Source organism: Pseudomonas sp. MPB23 (assembly GCF_046605395.1).
Lineage (GTDB): Bacteria > Pseudomonadota > Gammaproteobacteria > Pseudomonadales > Pseudomonadaceae > Aquipseudomonas.
Genome location: NZ_CP176771.1, coordinates 3,522,037 through 3,540,437 on the forward strand (window position 1 = coordinate 3,522,037; position 18,401 = coordinate 3,540,437).

Annotated in this window: 2 protein-coding genes; both read left to right on the forward strand. The window is 62.7% G+C overall.

The genetic code is table 11. The features are described from left to right. The first annotated feature begins 10 nt into the window (after positions 1–10). Positions 11–14,158: a non-ribosomal peptide synthase/polyketide synthase gene (locus ACLH0J_RS16245; RefSeq protein ID WP_411388093.1), complete on the forward strand. Its 14,148-nt coding sequence runs from the start codon at positions 11–13 to the stop codon at positions 14,156–14,158. Then, positions 14,158–18,276, forward strand: coding sequence for an amino acid adenylation domain-containing protein (locus ACLH0J_RS16250; RefSeq protein ID WP_411388094.1), 4,119 nt, complete (start codon positions 14,158–14,160; stop codon positions 18,274–18,276). Before ACLH0J_RS16245 ends, ACLH0J_RS16250 begins: the two co-directional genes overlap by 1 nt. Positions 18,277–18,401: the final 125 nt, after the last annotated feature.

The following is an 18,401-nucleotide window of genomic DNA, read 5'->3' on the forward strand; positions in this document are numbered from 1 at the left end:
GGGGCGTGGCGTGCAAGCATTAATCGAGTCGGTAGGTTCACTTTCTGCGCAACAGAAGAAAGCGTTGGCGGTAATGCTCAAGCAGCAAGGCATCAACCTGTTTGAGATTGCCCCGGTTTTCAAGCGCCAGGAAGGCGAGCCGCTTCGACTCTCTTATGCCCAGGAGCGGCAGTGGTTTCTGTGGCAGTTGGAGCCGCAGAGCACGGCCTATCACGTGCCCCGGGCTTTGCGCCTGAGCGGTCACTTGGACGTGGCCGCGTTGCAGCGCAGCTTTGACACATTGGTGATGCGCCATGAAAGCCTGCGCACGCATGTGCAGCAGGACGGCGACGGTGCTTTGCAGGTCATCGCCGATAGGGCGCAGGTGGATATCGCGCTGGTCGAGGCCGAGGAGTCGGAACTCAAGGCGCTGGTCGAGGCGCAAATCGCCCAGCCGTTCGATTTGCAGCAAGGCCCGCTGTTGCGGGTCAAGCTGCTGCGCCTGGCCCCGCAGGAGCATGTGCTGGTGCTGGTGCAGCATCACATCCTGTCCGATGGCTGGTCGATGCAGGTGATGGTCGACGAGCTGGTGCAGCTGTATGCCGCCAATGTTCAGGGGCGCGACCTGCAATTGCCGGCTTTGCCGATCCAGTACGCCGACTATGCGCTGTGGCAGCGCAGTTGGATGGAAGCCGGCGAGCGTGAGCGTCAACTGGATTACTGGCAAGGCATGCTCGGCGGTGTGCAGCCGGTATTGGAAATGCCCATGGATCGCCCACGGCCTGCGGTGCAGAGCTACCGTGGTGCGCGTCTGGACCTGAGCCTGGAAGCCTCTCTGGTTGAGGGCCTGAAGACGCTGGCGCAGCGCGAAGGCGTGACGGTTTTCATGTTGTTGCTGGCGTCGTTCCAGGCGGTCCTGCATTGCTACACCGGCCAGAACGACATTCGCATCGGCGTGCCGGTGGCCAACCGCAACCGCGTGGAAACCGAGCGCCTGATCGGTTTTTTTGTCAACACGCAGATCCTCAAGGCCGATCTCGACGGCCAGATGACCTTCCGCGAACTGCTGCAGCAAACCCGTCTGCGCGCGGTGCAAGCCCAGGCTCATCAGGACTTGCCATTCGAGCAGTTGGTGGAAGCGCTGCAGCCGGAGCGCAGCCTGAGCTACAACCCGTTGTTCCAGGTGATGTTCAATCACCAGACCGACACCCGGCTTACCGGCGCTAGCGTGACCGGCCTGCATGTGCAGGGGCTGGAGTGGGACAGCAAGACCTCGCAGTTCGACCTCAGCCTCGACACTCAGGAGTCGGCCGACGGTATCCAGGCCTCCCTGACTTACGCCACCGACCTGTTCGACGCCCCGAGCCTTGAACGTTTCCTTGCGCATTGGCACCGCTTGCTACAGCGGGTGGCCAAGGATTGCAGTGGTCGCATCGGCGAGCTGCCGCTGCTGGACGATGCCCAGTGGCAGCAGCAGGTGCACGGCTGGAACGACACGCACAAAGCCTTCGCGCAGGACGTGGGTGTGCATCGCCTGCTGGAAGCCCGGGCCCACGTGCGGCCGGACGCGACGGCATTGGTCTGCAACGGCCAGGCGCTCAGTTACGGTGAGCTGAACCGCCGCGCCAATGGCCTGGCCCACCGTCTGCGCGCCGCCGGAGTCGGTCCCGATGTGTTGGTGGCCGTGGCGCTGGACCGTTCGGTAGACATGGTGGTGGCCTTGCTGGCAACCCTCAAGGCGGGCGGTGCCTATGTGCCGCTTGATCCGCAGTTCCCGGCGGATCGGTTGGCCTTCATGCTCGAAGACAGTCGGGCCCACGTGTTGCTGACCGCCGGCGACCTGCACCAACGGTTGCCTCTGGCCGCCGAGCAGCACGTGCTGTTCATGGACGCGCAGGAAGATGGGCGCTACAGCCACGCCAATCCCGACATCGAGTTGACGGGTGAGCATCTGGCCTATGTGATCTACACCTCCGGTTCCACCGGCAAACCCAAAGGGGTGATGGTGCGTCATGCTGCCCTGAGCAGCTTCACCCATGGCATGGCCGACACCCTGGTCATCGGCGCTGACGCGCGCCTGTTGTCGTTGACCACGTTCTCGTTCGATATCTTCGCCCTGGAGCTCTACGTACCCCTGGCCGCAGGCGCGACCGTGGTGCTGGCCGACAAGGACGTGTCCCTGGACCCTGAAGCGATCCTGAGCCTGGTGCAGCGCGAAGCGATCAGTGTGGTGCAAGCCACGCCGTCGACCTGGCGCATGCTCCTGGACAGCGAGCGCCGTGCCTTGCTGCGGGGGGTCAAGTGCTTGTGCGGTGGCGAAGCGCTGCCGGCCGATCTGGCCCAACGCATGTTGGCCCAGCAGGGCTCGGTGTGGAACCTGTATGGCCCGACCGAAACCACCATTTGGTCGGCCGCCCACGAATTGCTCGAGCCGCTGCCTTTTGTCGGTCGCCCGATCGCCAATACCTCCCTGTTCATTCTCAATGCCGACTTCACCCCGTGCCCGGTCGGGGCTTCAGGCGAGTTGTTGATCGGCGGCGTCGGCCTGGCCCGGGGTTATCACGGCCGTGCGGCGATGACCGCCGAGCGCTTTGTGCCCAATCCGTTTGCCCGTCACGGCGAGCGGCTGTATCGCACCGGCGACCTGGCGCGGTATCGCGTGGACGGCGTGGTCGAGTACATCGGCCGTGTTGATCATCAGGTCAAGGTGCGGGGGTTCCGGATTGAGTTGGGAGAGATCGAGGCGTGTTTGCGCGAGCAGCCTGCCGTGCGCGAGGCCGCCGTGGTGGCGGATCACGATCAACTGCTCGCCTATCTGGTTACCGGGCAGCCGATACCCGAGGACGAACAGGCCCGATTGCGTGAGCAGTTCAAGGCCGCCCTTCGTGAGCAGTTGCCGGAGTACATGGTGCCGGCTTATCTGGTGTTTCTGCCGCGGATGCCCTTGACCCCCAATGGCAAGTTGGATCGCAAGGCGCTGCCTAAGCCCGATGCCGGTGTGCTGCAAAAGCGTTATGTTGCGCCCGTCACTGAGCGTGAGTGCCAGGTCGCGGCCATTTGGGCGCAAGTATTGGGTATGCCGCAGGTTGGCCTGGACGATCACTTCTTTGAAATCGGCGGGCATTCCCTGTTGGCCACACGCGTGGTGTCTCGCGTACGCCAGGCGCTCGGTATCGATGTACCGTTGAAAAACCTGTTCGAACAGCCGGTGCTTGGCCGTTTTGTGCAGTCGTTGTCGGGCACTGCCCATGACATGTTGCCGATTACCCGTTCGGCGCCCGATCGCTCATCGGCCCTGTCCTTTGCCCAGGAGCGTCAGTGGTTCCTCTGGCAACTGGAGCCGCAGAGCGCCGCGTATCACATCCCGGTCGCCCTGCGCCTGCGCGGTGCACTGGATCGCCAGGCCCTGCAACGCAGCTTCGACTGTTTGATCGAGCGCCATGAAACCCTGCGCACCGTGTTTGCCGTCGAGGGCGAGCGCGCTGTGCAGCATCTCGTCGCGTCGGCAAGGTTGCTGATCGACGAAGAGGTGCTGTACAGCGATGACCCCGACGCGTTGAAGGCCAGGATCGAAGAGGAAATCGCCCGGCCATTCGACTTGTGCAAAGGACCACTGCTACGGGTCAAGCTGCTGCGCCTGGCGGCGGACGATCACGTGCTGGTGCTGGTGCTGCATCACATCATCTCCGACGCCTGGTCGATGGAGGTGATGGTCGAAGAATGGGTGCAAGGCTATGCCGCGTTCAGCCAGGGCCTGGAGCCCGATCTACCGACGTTGCCGATTCAATATGCCGACTACGCGGTGTGGCAGCGCGACTGGATGGCGGCGGGCGAACAGGCACGCCAGTTGACCTATTGGCGTGAACGTCTGGCCGGTGAGCAGCGGGTGTTGGAGCTGCCGCTGGACTATCCACGCCCGGCGGTGCAAAGCCATCGTGGCGCGCGCCTGGACCTGACGCTGGAGGCGGCGCTGGTCGATGCGCTGCACACCCTGGCCCGCAGCCAGGGTGTGACCCTGTTCGTGCTGTTGCTCGCATCGTTCCAGACGTTGTTGTATCGCTACAGTGGCCAATCGGATGTTCGCGTCGGCGTGCCGATTGCCAACCGCAACCGGGTTGAGACGGAGCGGCTGATTGGCTTTTTCGTCAACACCCAGGTGCTCAAGGCCGATATCACCGGTGAACTGGCGTTTGCCGAGCTGCTGCAACAGGTCAAGCGCGCGGCCCTGGAGGCGCAGGCTCATCAGGACCTGCCGTTCGAGCAATTGGTCGAGGCGCTGCAACCTGAGCGCAGCCTGAGCCACAGCCCCTTGTTCCAAGTGATGTTCAACCACCAGACCGACGCTCGCAGTGAGGCGAGCGCGCAGTCGATTGCGGGACTGTGTGTCGAAGGCCTGGCCTGGGACAGCCACACCGCACACTTTGACTTGAGCCTGGACACCCAGGTATCCGCCGACGGGCTTTGGGCATCGCTGACCTATGCCACGGACCTGTTTGACGCGCGGACCATTGAGCGCATGGCTGGCCACTGGCTGGGCCTGCTGCGCAGTGTGGTGAAGACACCCACTCAACCTGTTGGGCGCTTGCCTCTGCTGGCGACTGAAGAGCAGCACCGCTTGCAACAGGCCTGGAACAGCAGTAGCCCGGCGGCATTGTGGCAGGCCGGTGTTCATCGTCTGTTCGAGGCGCAGGTGCTGCAACGTCCGCAGGCCGTGGCGCTGGTGCTCGATGGCGAATCGCTGAGCTACGCCGAGCTAAACCGCCAGGCCAACCGCCTGGCCCATTGTCTGGTGGAGCAGGGCGTGGGCCCCGAAGTGCTGGTTGGGGTCGCGGTGGAGCGCTCCTTCGCCATGGTGGTCAGCCTGTTGGCGGTCCTCAAGGCCGGTGGCGCCTATGTACCCCTCGACCCGCAATACCCGCGTGAACGCTTGGCCCACATGCTTGAGGACAGTGGCGTAGGCCTGGTGCTGACGCAGTCGCATGTGCCGATAGCGCTACCCGAAGGCGTTGCCGCGTTGGCGATCGACTGGGTGCCGATGGCCCACTATGCCGAGGACAACCTGGCGGTAATGATCGGTCCGCACAACCTGGCCTATGTGATTTACACCTCTGGCTCCACCGGTAAACCCAAGGGCGTGGCTATCGACCATGGTGCGTTGAATGAATTCGCGCAAATTGCCGCCGACTACTCGCGGCTGACCCCGAATGACCGCGTATTGCAGTTCGCCACGCTGAACTTCGATGGCTTCGTCGAGCAGTTGTACCCGGCCTTGATCCATGGCGCCGCTGTGGTATTGCGCGGTCCGGAGCTGTGGGACAGTGGGCGCTTATACATCGAGATTCTGGGCCAGGGCATTACCGTGGCCGACCTGCCGACGGCCTATTGGAACCTGTTCCTGCTCGACTGCCTGGCGGCCGGGCCGCGTAGTTATGGGGCCCTGCGACAAGTGCATATCGGCGGCGAAGCCATGCCCTTGGACGGTCCGGCCCAATGGTTGCGGGCGGGCCTGGGGCATGTGCGCCTGCTCAATACCTACGGACCGACCGAGGCTACGGTGGTTTCCAGTACGCTGGATTGCACGGCGGGCCAGGAGGTCATCGGCACCACTGCCAGTCCGATTGGCCGCTCGTTGCCTGGGCGTGGTTTGTACGTGCTGGACCGCGATCTCAACCTCGCGCCACTGGGCACGGTTGGCGAACTGTATATCGGCAGCGCCTGTGGCCTGGCGCGGGCCTACCTGAACCGTCCGTTGTTGACCGCCGAACGGTTTGTCGCCGATCCCTTCACCGGCAGTGGCGGGCGCCTGTATCGCACCGGCGACCTGGCACGCTACCGAGCCGACGGCATCATCGAATACGTCGGTCGTGTCGATCACCAAGTGAAAGTTCGCGGTTTCCGTATCGAATTGGGTGAAATCCAAGCGCTGTTGCTGGCCCAAGCCGGCATCCGCGAAGCCGTGGTCTTGGCGTCGGATAACCAGTTGCTGGCCTATCTGGTTGCAGAGCAGCACGACACCGACGCCCTGGGTGAAGTGCTCAACACCACGCTGCGTGAACAGCTGCCCGACTACATGGTGCCCGCTCACCTGATATTCCTTGAGCGTCTGCCGCTGAACCCCAACGGCAAGCTGGATCGCCAGGCATTGCCAAAGCCGGATGCCCGCCATTCGCTGCGCAATTGGGTGGCGCCCGTCGGCGCCATCGAGCAGCAAGTGGCAGCAATTTGGGCGGATATCCTCGGTGTGGTGCAGGTTGGCCGCACGGATCACTTCTTCGAGTTGGGTGGGCATTCGCTGCTGGCGATGCAAGTAGCCTCGCGGCTGCGTCAGGTGTTGGCGCTGGAAGTCCCGCTCAAAATGCTGTTCGAGCAGCCCCGCCTGCAAGGGTTTGTGGCGGCGTTGCTGGCCCTCCAAGGGGCCGGTGGCGTCAGCGCGCCAGCGCTGGTCCGCGTGGCGCGAGATCGCCGGTTGCCGCTGTCGTATGCCCAGGAACGCCAGTGGTTCCTCTGGCAATTGGATCCCGAAAGCGCCGCCTACCACGTACCCAGCGTGCTGCGCCTGAAGGGGCCCCTGGATCTGACCGCGCTGCAACGCAGTTTTGATCGCCTGGTAGCGCGTCATGAGAGCCTGCGCACCGTGCTGCGCCAGGACAGTGCCGGTGCCGTGCAAGTCGTGGGTGAGCCTGCGCCTGTCGCGATCACCCATGGCGCCGTATTGGCGACTGACCTCCAGGCGCGGGTGGAAGCGAGTATCGCGCGCACATTCGACTTGGAGCAGGGCCCACTGCTGCGCGTCGATCTGCTGCGTATAGCCGAGGATGATCATGTGCTGGTGCTGGTGCAGCACCACATCGTCTCCGATGGCTGGTCGATGCAAGTGATGGTCGATGAGCTGGTGCAATTGTATGGCGCGTTCAGCCAGGGGCAGGACCTGCAATTGCCGACGCTGCCGATCCAATACGCCGATTACGCCGTGTGGCAACGCGACTGGATGGCTGCGGGTGAAAAGGCGCGTCAACTCGACTACTGGCATGGTCTGCTGGCTGGTGAGCAGCCGGTTCTTGAGTTGCCATTCGACTTCCAGCGTCCAGCGCAACAGAGCCATCGCGGCGCGCGTCTGCGCGTGGAGTTGCCGGCACCGCTGGTGTCCGGCCTCAATGCCCTGGCCCGGCAAGAAGGCGTGACGATGTTCATGCTGCTGCTGGCGTCGTTCCAGACGTTGTTGCACCGCTACAGCGGCCAGGAAGATATCCGCGTTGGCGTGCCGATTGCCAACCGCAACCGCGCTGAAACCGAACGACTCATTGGCTTCTTCGTCAACACCCAGGTACTCAAGGCCGATATCGATGGGCGGATCACCGTTGCCCAGTTGTTGCAGCAGGTCAGACAGCGCGCGCTGGACGCCCAGGCCCATCAGGACCTGCCGTTCGAGCAACTCGTGGAAGCGCTGCAACCGGAGCGCAGCCTGAGCCTGAACCCGTTGTTCCAAGTGATGTTCAACCATCAGGTGGCCAGTCGTGCGGCCTTCATGGAGCAAGCGTCGAGTGAATTGCGCGTCGAGGAACTGGCCTGGAACAGCCACACCGCGCATTTCGACCTGGACCTGGACGTGTATGAGTGGGGCGAGGGGGTCAGTGCCTCCCTGGGTTATGCCACCGATTTGTTCGCCCCGGCGACCATCGCGCGCATGGCCGGCCACTGGCAGAACCTGTTGCAGGCGATGGTCGCTGATCAGCAACAAACCATCGGCCAGTTGAACCTGCTGGACGAGGATGAGCAGCAGCACATCCTGCAGGTGTGGAATCAATCCAACGCCGGCTTCCCGGCCCAACGCCTGGTGCACGAGTTGGTCGCCGACCGCGCGCGGGAAAACCCGCAGGCAATCGCGATCAAGTTCGACACACAAACCCCGACCTACGGCGAACTGGACCGCCAGGCCAACCAATTGGCCCACGCGTTGATCGCCCGTGGCGTCGGACCGGAAGTGCGCGTGGCGATTGCCATGCCGCGCAGTGCGGAGATCATGGTGGCGTTCCTCGCGGTGATGAAAGCCGGCGGCGTGTATGTGCCGCTGGATATCGAGTACCCGCGTGATCGCCTGCTGTACATGATGCAGGACAGCCGCGCCAGGCTGCTGTTGACCCACAGCGCAGTCCAGCAGCAACTGCCGATTGCCGAAGGCCTGGATACGCTGGCCATCGACCGCACCGAAGCCTGGAGCGGCTTCAGCGATACCGCGCCATCGGTTGACCTCGACGGCGACAACCTCGCCTACGTGATCTACACCTCCGGCTCCACCGGCATGCCCAAAGGCGTGGCAGTGGCCCACGGTCCGCTGGTGGCGCACATCATCGCCACCGGCGAGCGCTACGAAACCGGCCCGGCCGATTGCGAATTGCACTTTATGTCGTTCGCTTTCGACGGCTCCCACGAAGGTTGGATGCACCCGCTGATCAACGGCGCCAGCGTGCTGATCCGCGATGACAGCCTGTGGCTGCCGGAATACACCTACGCGCAAATGCACCGCCACAACGTGACCATGGCGGTGTTCCCGCCGGTGTACCTGCAACAACTGGCCGAGCATGCCGAGCGCGACGGCAATCCGCCGAAGGTGCGCGTGTATTGCTTTGGCGGTGACGCGGTGGCGCAAGCGAGCTACGACCTGGCCTGGCGTGCGCTGAAACCCACTTATCTGTTCAACGGCTACGGCCCGACCGAAACGGTGGTCACGCCGCTGCTGTGGAAGGCGCGCAAGGGCGACCCTTGCGGCGCCGTGTATGCACCCATCGGCACGCTGCTGGGCAACCGCAGCGGCTACATCCTCGACGCCCACCTCAACCTGCAACCCATCGGCGTCGCCGGCGAGCTGTACCTGGGCGGCGAGGGTGTGGCGCGCGGTTATCTGGAACGTCCGGCACTCACCGCCGAACGCTTCGTGCCGGACCCGTTCGGTAAACCCGGCAGCCGCGTGTATCGCAGCGGTGATCTGACCCGTGGCCGCCCGGATGGCGTGGTGGATTACCTCGGCCGTGTCGACCATCAGGTGAAAATCCGCGGTTTCCGTATCGAACTGGGCGAGATCGAAGCGCGGTTGCGCGAGCAGGACAATGTCGGCGAAAGCGTGGTGGTGGCCCAGGAAGGCCCGACGGGCAAGCAACTGGTGGCTTATGTGGTGCCGGCGTCCTCTGCGATCAACGAAACCGAGTGGCGCGACACCCTGCGCCGAGCGCTCAAAACCCGTTTGCCGGACTACATGGTGCCCGCGCACTTCATGTTCCTGGCGCAAATGCCGCTGACCCCCAACGGCAAACTCGACCGCAAGGGCCTGCCGCAACCCGATATCAGCCTGATGCAGCAAACCTATGTTGCACCGCGCAGTGAGCTGGAGCAGAAGATCGCCGGTCTCTGGGCCGACGTCTTGCGCTTGCCACGCGTGGGTTTGAACGACAACTTCTTCGAGCTGGGCGGCGATTCGATCATCTCGATCCAGGTGGTCAGCCGCGCACGCCAGGCCGGTATTCTCTTTACGCCCAAGGACCTGTTCCAGCACCAGACGGTGCAGAGCCTGGCCGCCGTTGCGCAGACCGGCGGGCAGGGCCTTGTCATCGATCAGGGGCCGGCCACTGGCGAGACGTTGCTCTTGCCGATTCACCAGTATTTTTTCCAGGAAGACATTGCCGAGCGTCATCACTGGAACCAATCCGTGGTATTGCGCCCTGGTGCGCGACTGGATGCTGCGATCCTGAGCACCGCCCTCGCGGCATTGCTCTCGCACCACGACGCACTGCGCTTGAGTTTCACCCGGCCATCGGCTGGCTGGCAGGCCCATTATCGAGAGGTTGAATCGGGCGACAGCCTGCTTTGGCAAACCACCCTCGCTGATCTTGATGCGCTTGAGGCCCTGGGTCTGCAAGCCCAGTGCAGCCTGGATCTGGCAGGGGGGCCGTTGATGCGCGCTGTGCTGGTCGAGTTGCCGGACCAATCGCAACGGCTATTGCTCGTGATCCATCACCTGGTGGTGGATGGTGTGTCGTGGCGAATTCTGCTCGAAGACCTGCAGACGGCCTACACCCAACTTCAGGCCGGGCAGGTCGTTGCGCTGCCGGCCAAGACCAGCTCGACCCAGGCGTGGGCCAAACGGTTGCAGGCCCACGCGCAGAGCCCGGCATTGCAAGCGGAACTGCGGTTCTGGCAGGCGCAGTTGCAAGGGGTCGATGCCGATCTACCTTGTGATAACCCGCAAGGTGGCCGGCAGAATTCCCTGGCTATCACCGTGGGCACGCATCTGGACCAATCCTGGACCCGTCGCCTGTTGCAAGAGGCCCCGGCGGCTTACCGTACGCAGATCAACGACCTGCTGCTGACCGCCCTGGCCCGGGTCATCACGCGCTGGACGGGCGGTGACTCCCTGGCGGTCAAGCTGGAAGGGCACGGTCGGGAAGACCTGTTCGATGATATCGACCTGACTCGCACGGTCGGGTGGTTCACCAGCATGTACCCGCTGGCGTTGACCCCGGCTGCGTCTCTGGCCGATTCGATCAAGCGTATCAAGGAGCAGTTACGCGCCGTTCCGGACAAAGGCATCGGCTTCGGCGCGCTGCGCTATCTGGGAGACGATGAGGCCCGGCGGACACTGGACGGGTTGGCGCAACCCAGGATCACCTTCAACTACTTAGGCCAGTTCGATGGCAGCTTCGAGGGCGATATCGCGCACGCTTTCTTTACCCCTACGGGCGAAGGTGCCGGCGCCGACCAGAGCGAGCATGCCTCTCTGGGCAACTGGCTGGACATCAACGGACAGGTGTATGGCGGTGAGCTGAACCTGAGCTGGAGTTTCAGCCGCGCGATGTTCAGCGAGGCCACAGTACAACGCCTGGCCGATGCGTATGAGCAGGAACTCAAGGCGCTGATCGAGCATTGCTGCCTGGCCGCGCATCAGGGCGTGACGCCGTCGGACTTCCCGCTGGCCCGGCTCAGCCAGGTACAGTTGGACGAGTTTGCGTTGGCCGCCGCCGATGATGTGTACCCCTTGTCGCCGATGCAGCAGGGCATGTTGTTCCACGCCCTGTACGAGCCGCAGGCGGGTGACTATGTCAACCAGATGCGCGTGGATGTGGACGGTCTGGATATCCCGCGTTTCCGCGCGGCCTGGCAGGCTGCGCTGGATAATCACGATATCCTGCGTACCGGTTTTATCTGGCACGGGGATCTTGAGCAACCCTTGCAGGTAGTGCATCGTCAGGCCCGGTTGCCCTTTATCGAAACCGAGTGCCCTGAGGGCGCCGATCAACACAAGCAGCTGGACCTGTTGGCTGACTCGCAACGCCTGCAAGGCTTCAGCCTGGAGAGCCCGCCGCTGGTGCGAATTGCGCTGGCGCATACCGGGCCGCAGCGTTGCCACCTGATCTACACCAGCCACCACATTTTGATGGATGGTTGGAGCAGCTCCCAATTGCTCGGCGAAGTGCTGGAGCGTTATGCCGGGCACGTGCCGCCAGCCCAAGTCGCGCGTTACCGGGATTTCATCGCCTGGCTGCAAGCCCAGGATAAAACGCGGCGGGAAGCTTTCTGGAAAAACCAGTTGGCTGAGCTGGATGAGCCCACGCGGCTGTTCCAGGCGCTGCCGCGCAACAAGGAGCGTAACGCGTCCGGCCTGGGTGAGCACGCCCATGAACTGGATGTCACGCAGATGGCCCGGCTCAAGGCCTTTGCCCAGGGGCAGAAGATAACGCTCAACACCCTGGTGCAATCGGCCTGGTTGTTGCTGCTGCAACGCTATACCGGCCAGGACACCGTTGCTTTCGGCGCCACGGTATCGGGGCGCCCCGCAGAGCTGCGTGGGGTGGAGCAGCAAGTCGGATTGTTCATCAATACCTTGCCGGTGGTGGCAACACCTCGGCCGGACATGCCAGCGTCACAATGGATGCAACAGATCCAGCAACAGAACCTTGCGTTGCGCGAGCAAGAGCACACGCCCTTGTTCGAGCTGCAACGCTGGGCGGGGCTGGGTGGCGAGGCGTTGTTCGACACCATTCTGGTGTTTGAAAACTACCCCGTATCAGCGGTGTTGGAGCAGGGGGCACCGCAGGGTGTTCGCTTCGGCCATGTGAGCAGCCGGGAACAGACGCACTATCCCTTGTCGATTGCCGTCGGCGTCGGTGAAACGCTCACGCTGCACTACAGCTATGACCTGGCAGAGGTGGAGGCCCCGACGGTCGAGCGTATCAATCAGCACCTGCTGCACTTGCTGGCAGAACTGGTCGCCAAGCCCCAGGCACCCCTGGCGCAGTTGACGCTGTTGACGGAGCCTGAACACAAGGCACTGATGGAGCAAGGCAAAGGGCCGTTTGACGACACCCTTTGCCCTCTCGTCCAGCACCAATTTGAACAGCAGGTACGCCGTACGCCGCAGGCAACGGCTGCGATCTTTGGCGAGCAACAGTTGACCTACGATGCATTGAACCGGCGTGCCAACCGTCTGGCGAACGGACTGATCAAGCAGGGTGTTGGACCGGATTCGCTGGTGGGCATTGCGTTGGAGCGCTCCTTCGACATGCTGGCGGGGCTGCTGGCCATTCTCAAGGCTGGCGGTGCGTATGTACCGCTTGACGCAGACTATCCCGAAGCGCGCCTTGCCTACATGCTCAAGGACAGTGGTGTGAAGTGGCTGCTGACACAGTCGCACCTGAACCTGCCGGCGGCCAACGGCGTGCAATGCCTGAGCCTGGAAGGCGATCAAGCGTGGTTGCAGGGGTGCGCCGAGACCGACCCGCAGGTGGCCGTCAGTGGCCAGAACCTGATGTATGTGATCTACACCTCAGGCACCACGGGCAACCCGAAAGGCGTGGGCGTAACCCACGAAGCCTTGGCGCAGCGCCTGCAATGGATGCAGAACACTTACGCGTTACAGGCTGACGATGTGCTGTTGCAAAAGGCACCGATGAGTTTTGACGTGTCAGTGTGGGAGTGCTTCTGGCCGCTGATCAGCGGCAGCCGCGTGGTAATCGCGGCACCGGGCGAACACCGCGACCCGGTGCGCCTGATGGAGCTGATCCAGGCATTCGGCGTGACCACGCTGCACTTTGTGCCATCACTCTTGCAATTGTTCATTGATACGCCGGGTGTCGCCCAATGTTCCAGCGTGCGCCGAGTGTTCTCTGGCGGCGAGGCGCTGACGGCCGACCTGCGTGATCAGATCCTGCGGACCCTTCCCGCTGTGGTACTGCACAACCGCTATGGTCCGACTGAAACGACCATCAACGCGACATGGTGGGCCTGTTCCCTGGAGGAGGGTGTGCGTTCGCCGATTGGCCGGCCGTTGGGCAATGTGATTTGCCGCGTATTGGATGGGGATCTGAACCCGGTCCCGGTCGGTGTTGCCGGCGAGTTGTGCGTCGGTGGTTCCGGCTTGGCGCGCGGCTATCTAGGGCGACCGGGGTTGTCGGCTGAGCGCTTTGTCGCCGACCCGTTCGACAGTTCCGGTGCGCGTCTGTACCGCACCGGCGACCGCGTGCGGTGGGCCGACGATGGCGCGTTGGAATACCTGGGACGCCTGGATCATCAGATCAAGATTCGCGGCTTCCGGGTTGAATTGGAGGAAATCCGTGCGCGGGTAATGCTGCAGGCCGATGTCGCCCAGGCTGAGGTGATTCTGCGTCAGGGCAGCGGCGGCGCCCAATTGATCGGCTACTACGTGGCTCGCCCTTCAGCCCCGGATGACGCCGAGCACGGCCAGGCTTTGCGCAGCGCATTGCAGGCGCAGTTGCCGGACTACATGGTGCCCAAGCAGTTCGTGCGTCTGCCGCACATGCCGTTAAGCCCCAGTGGCAAGCTGGATTTCAAGGCCCTGCCTGAACCCGACAGCCAAGTTGTGCAGGGCCAGTATGCGGCGCCTCACAGCGACCTTGAAAAGCAACTGGCGGCGATCTGGCAGGAGGTGTTGGACGTTAAGCAAGTGGGCTTGAATGACAACTTTTTCGAGCTGGGTGGGCATTCGCTGCTGGTGATCAATGTGATGTCGCGCATTCAGTTGGAGTTGGGCGTGAAGATCAGCGTGCATGAGCTGTTCCAGCATACCCGGCTCGGGCAACTGGCGGATCATCTGCAAGCGCTGGGCAGCGGTGTCAGCACAGAGAAGTTGGCGTTCCTGGATTCACTCCTTGACGAAATGGAGCAGCGGTAATGGACGACCAGATGGCGTACAGAATCATGCAGCGATTTATCGGGCTACCGCTTGAGCAGCGCAAGATCTACCTGCAGAAGATGCTGCAGGAAGGCGTTTCACCGGCCAACCTGCCGATCCCGCAGGTACGGCTTGAAGCGACTGCCTTGCCGCTTTCGTACGCTCAGGAGCGTCAGTGGTTTCTCTGGCAATTGGACCCACAAAGCGCGGCTTATCACATTCCCAGTGCCTTGCGACTCAAAGGTCGCCTGGATATTGCCGCGTTGCAGAAGAGTTTTGAATCGCTGATCGCCCGGCATGAGAGCCTGCGTACACAGTTCAGGCAGGTCGGTGAAGGCATGCGCCAGGAGATCCAGCCCACCTATGCTGTGGTGCTGGAACCTGAAACCCTTGCTGAAAGCCAATTGAAGGCACGCGTCGAGCAGGCCATTGCACACCCCTTCGACTTGGCGCGTGGCCCACTTTTACGCATGACCCTGCTGCGCCTCTCAGAACAGGAGCATGTACTGGTTCTGGTACAGCACCACATCATCTCCGACGGTGCTTCGATGCAAGTGATGGTGGAGGAAGTGGTGCAGGCCTACACGGCCTATAGCCGGGGTCTTGAGTTTGAGTTACCTGCGCTGCCGATCCAGTATGCGGACTATGCCCTGTGGCAGCGCAGTTGGATGGAAGCGGGGGAAAAACAACGCCAATTGGAATACTGGCAAGGCGTGCTCGGCGGTGATCAACCGGTGTTGGAGCTGCCTCTGGACCGGCCACGCCCGGCCGTGCAGAGCTTTCGGGGGGCGTCCCTGGACGTGGTGCTGGATGATCAGTTGGCTGCGGGAATCCGGGCGCTGGCGCAGCGTGAAGGGGCGACCAGTTTCATGGTGCTGCTGGCGTCCTTTCAGGCCCTGCTGCATCGCTACAGCGGGCAACGGGACATCCGTGTCGGTGTGCCGACCGCCAACCGTAACCGCGTGGAGACGCAGCGGCTGGTAGGGTTTTTCGTCAACACCCAGGTACTCAAAGCCGATGTGGACGAGCATACCAGCGCGCTGGCGCTGTTGCGCCAGACCCGTCAGCGGGTGCTGGAAGCCCAGGCGCATCAGGATCTGCCTTTCGAGCAACTGGTGGAAGCGCTTCGTCCGCAACGCAGCTTGAGTTACAGCCCTTTGTTCCAGGTGATGTTCAACCACCAGAACCGAGGGACAGCCCACGCGAGTGAGCCGGGAACCTCCGGCCTGGTGCTGGAGGGGCTGGACTGGGATAGCCGAACGGCCCAGTTCGACCTGATCTTGAACGTCTCGGAGGAAGCGTCGGGTATCGGCGCTTCATTTGGTTACGCGACCGATCTGTTCGATGCGGCGACCGTCGAACGTATGGCGCGACACTGGCGACGCCTGCTCGGTGCAATGGTTGCCGCGCCCGAGGCCTTGGTCGATACGTTGGCGATGCTGGACGCGCAGGAGCGTCGGCAGATCGTCGCTACCTGGAATGCGACGACTACCGCTTACCCCCTTGAAAAGACTGTGCATCAACTGTTTGAAGAGCATGCCGAATGCACACCGCACCGACCTGCCCTGGCGTTTGGCGCGATGCAGTTGAGCTACGACGCCCTGAACCGTCGCGCCAACCGCTTGGCCCATGCCTTGATCGCGCGGGGTGTCGGCCCGGACAGCCTGGTGGGCGTGGCAATGGAGCGCTCGGTGGAGATGGTCGTTGGCCTGTTGGCGGTCCTCAAGGCCGGCGGTGCCTACGTGCCCGTGGACCCGGAATACCCCAAGGAACGCCAGTGCTACATGCTGGAGGACAGTGCGGTAAACCTGGTGCTCAGCCAGTCTCACTTGACACTGCCGGTCACCGACAACGTACAACGCATTGATTTGGACGGCGACGGGCAATGGCTGGACGCTTACGACGAGGCCAACCCTGGCGTGGCGGTGAGTGGCGAGCACCTTGCGTATGTGATCTACACCTCTGGTTCTACCGGGAAACCCAAGGGGGCGGGCAACAGCCATAGGGCCCTCACCAACCGTTTGTGCTGGATGCAACAGGCGTATGCCTTGGGCGCCAGCGATACGGTATTGCAGAAGACGCCGTTCAGTTTTGATGTGTCGGTGTGGGAGTTTTTCTGGCCTTTGCTCAGCGGCGCCCGCTTGGTGATGGCAGCGCCGGGGGACCACCGTGACCCGGCGAAGCTGGTGGAGGTGATCAAACGTGAGGGGGTTACCACGCTGCACTTTGTACCGTCGATGTTGCAAGCCTTCCTGCAGCATGGTCCGGTGGGCAGTTGCAGCAGCGTGAAGCGCATCATCTGCAGTGGTGAGGCCTTGCCGGTCGATGCGCAGCAACAGGTGTTCGCCAAGCTACCACAGGCTCGGTTGTACAACCTTTATGGCCCCACGGAAGCGGCCATTGATGTCACCAGTTGGACCTGTGTCGACGAAGGCAAGGATGCCGTGCCCATTGGGAAACCCATCGCCAATCTGGGTTGCCACATCCTGGACGGTCATTTGGAACCGGTGCCGATCGGTGTCCTGGGCGAGTTGTACCTGACGGGCAAGGGCCTGGCGCGTGGGTATCATCGCCAGCCGGTACTGACCGCCGAGCGTTTTGTCGCCAGCCCGTTCGGGGCCGGGGAGCGGATGTACCGTACCGGAGACCTGGCGCGTTACCGTCCTGACGGGGTCATCGAGTACGCCGGGCGCATCGACCATCAAGTCAAATTACGCGGCCTGCGTATCGAGTTGGGTGAGATCGAAGCACGCCTGCTTGAACATCAATGGGTACGCGAAGCGGCGGTGTTGGCGCTGGACGGTACCCAACTGGTGGGTTACGTGGTGCTCGCTGAGCCATTGCCGCATTGGCGTGAAACCCTCGCCGCCCATCTTTCAAGCCACCTGCCGGCCTTCATGGTGCCGGCCCAGTGGGTCTTGCTGGACAAGATGCCGCTGAGCCCCAACGGCAAACTGGAGCGCAAGGCGCTGCCGCGCCCTGAAGCCGGCAGCCAGCAACGCAACTATGCAGCGCCGCACACGGCGCTGGAACAGCAGATTGCGCAGATATGGCAACAGGTGCTGGGGGTCGAACGGATCGGCCTGGACGATAATTTTTTCGAGCTTGGCGGGCATTCGTTGCTGCTACTGGTGGTGAAAGAACGTCTGGCGCTTCAATGTGGGCTGGTGTTCACAGTCAACCAACTGATGACGCGTTCAACCGTGAGAGCGTTGGCACGCGGTACGCTGGATGAGCGGGAGCCCTCGCTTATCGTTGACTTGAATGGCTGCAAGGGCGGCCCGTCATTGTTCCTGTTTCACCCAAGCTTCGGTTCGGTACATTGCTACAAGGCCATCGGTATGGCCTTGCGCCTGGAGATGCCCGTACAGGGCATCATTTGCCGCGCACTGATGGATCCGCAAAGCCCGGTGCCGACGTGGGATGCCATGGTCGAGGACTATGCCCGGCAGATTCTGGTGACCCAGCCGGACGGGCCGTATTACTTCGCAGGGTGGTCGCTGGGCGGCAATCTCGCGTTGCAGGTTGCCGCGTATCTGGAGGCTCGGGGCGCGGATGTGGCCTTTCTGGGGTGCATCGATGCGCCTCCGCCGATGCGCGTCAAGGCGTTCTGGGACAGGGACAAGTGCCTCAAACCCGCCGTTGAATCATTGGGGACGGGGGACAAACGCGTGGAATTGCTGACGGTCATGTTGCCTGAGTCGGCGCAGGCCATTGCCCAGGCCTGGCGAGATATCGAGCACGCCGGTACCACGGCTGATCAGCAATGGGAGGCGTTTTGTGAGTGGGCACATTTGGCCCTTGGCGAGGTGTTTGTCAGCCTGCGCGACGAACTGCGTCAGGGGGGCGAGCTGGAGGTGTCGTGGGCATTGAAGCACATGCTCGATGAGCGCTTGAAGGATGCCGACTATTCTCCCCTCGCAGCACCGGTAAGTTGCTGGTGGGCGGCACAAAGCAAGTCTGTCAATGATCGGCATGTCATCTGCTCCGCGCTTGAAGAGGGGATTGGCCATGGGGTGCACGCATCGGTGGTCATCGACACGACCCATGATCGAATCGTCGACAACCCTGAATTCATCGCCTCATTCGTTTGCGCTCTGAAAGGCGCCAGGTACTAGCCAGTAACACGCCTCCTTACTCCCGGACACCGGCCCCGCGCCGGTGTTTTTTTGCCCGGTGGTTTATCCATGGGCAAAGAAAACCCCCGCTTGAGGGCGGGGGTTCTTGGGGGCTTGCGTGCAAC

What these genes read in the sequence shown, in the direction of transcription:
- ACLH0J_RS16250 (WP_411388094.1), top strand. Translation starts at nt 14,158, where the DNA reads ATGGACGACCAGATGGCGTACAGAATCATGCAGCGATTTATCGGGCTA.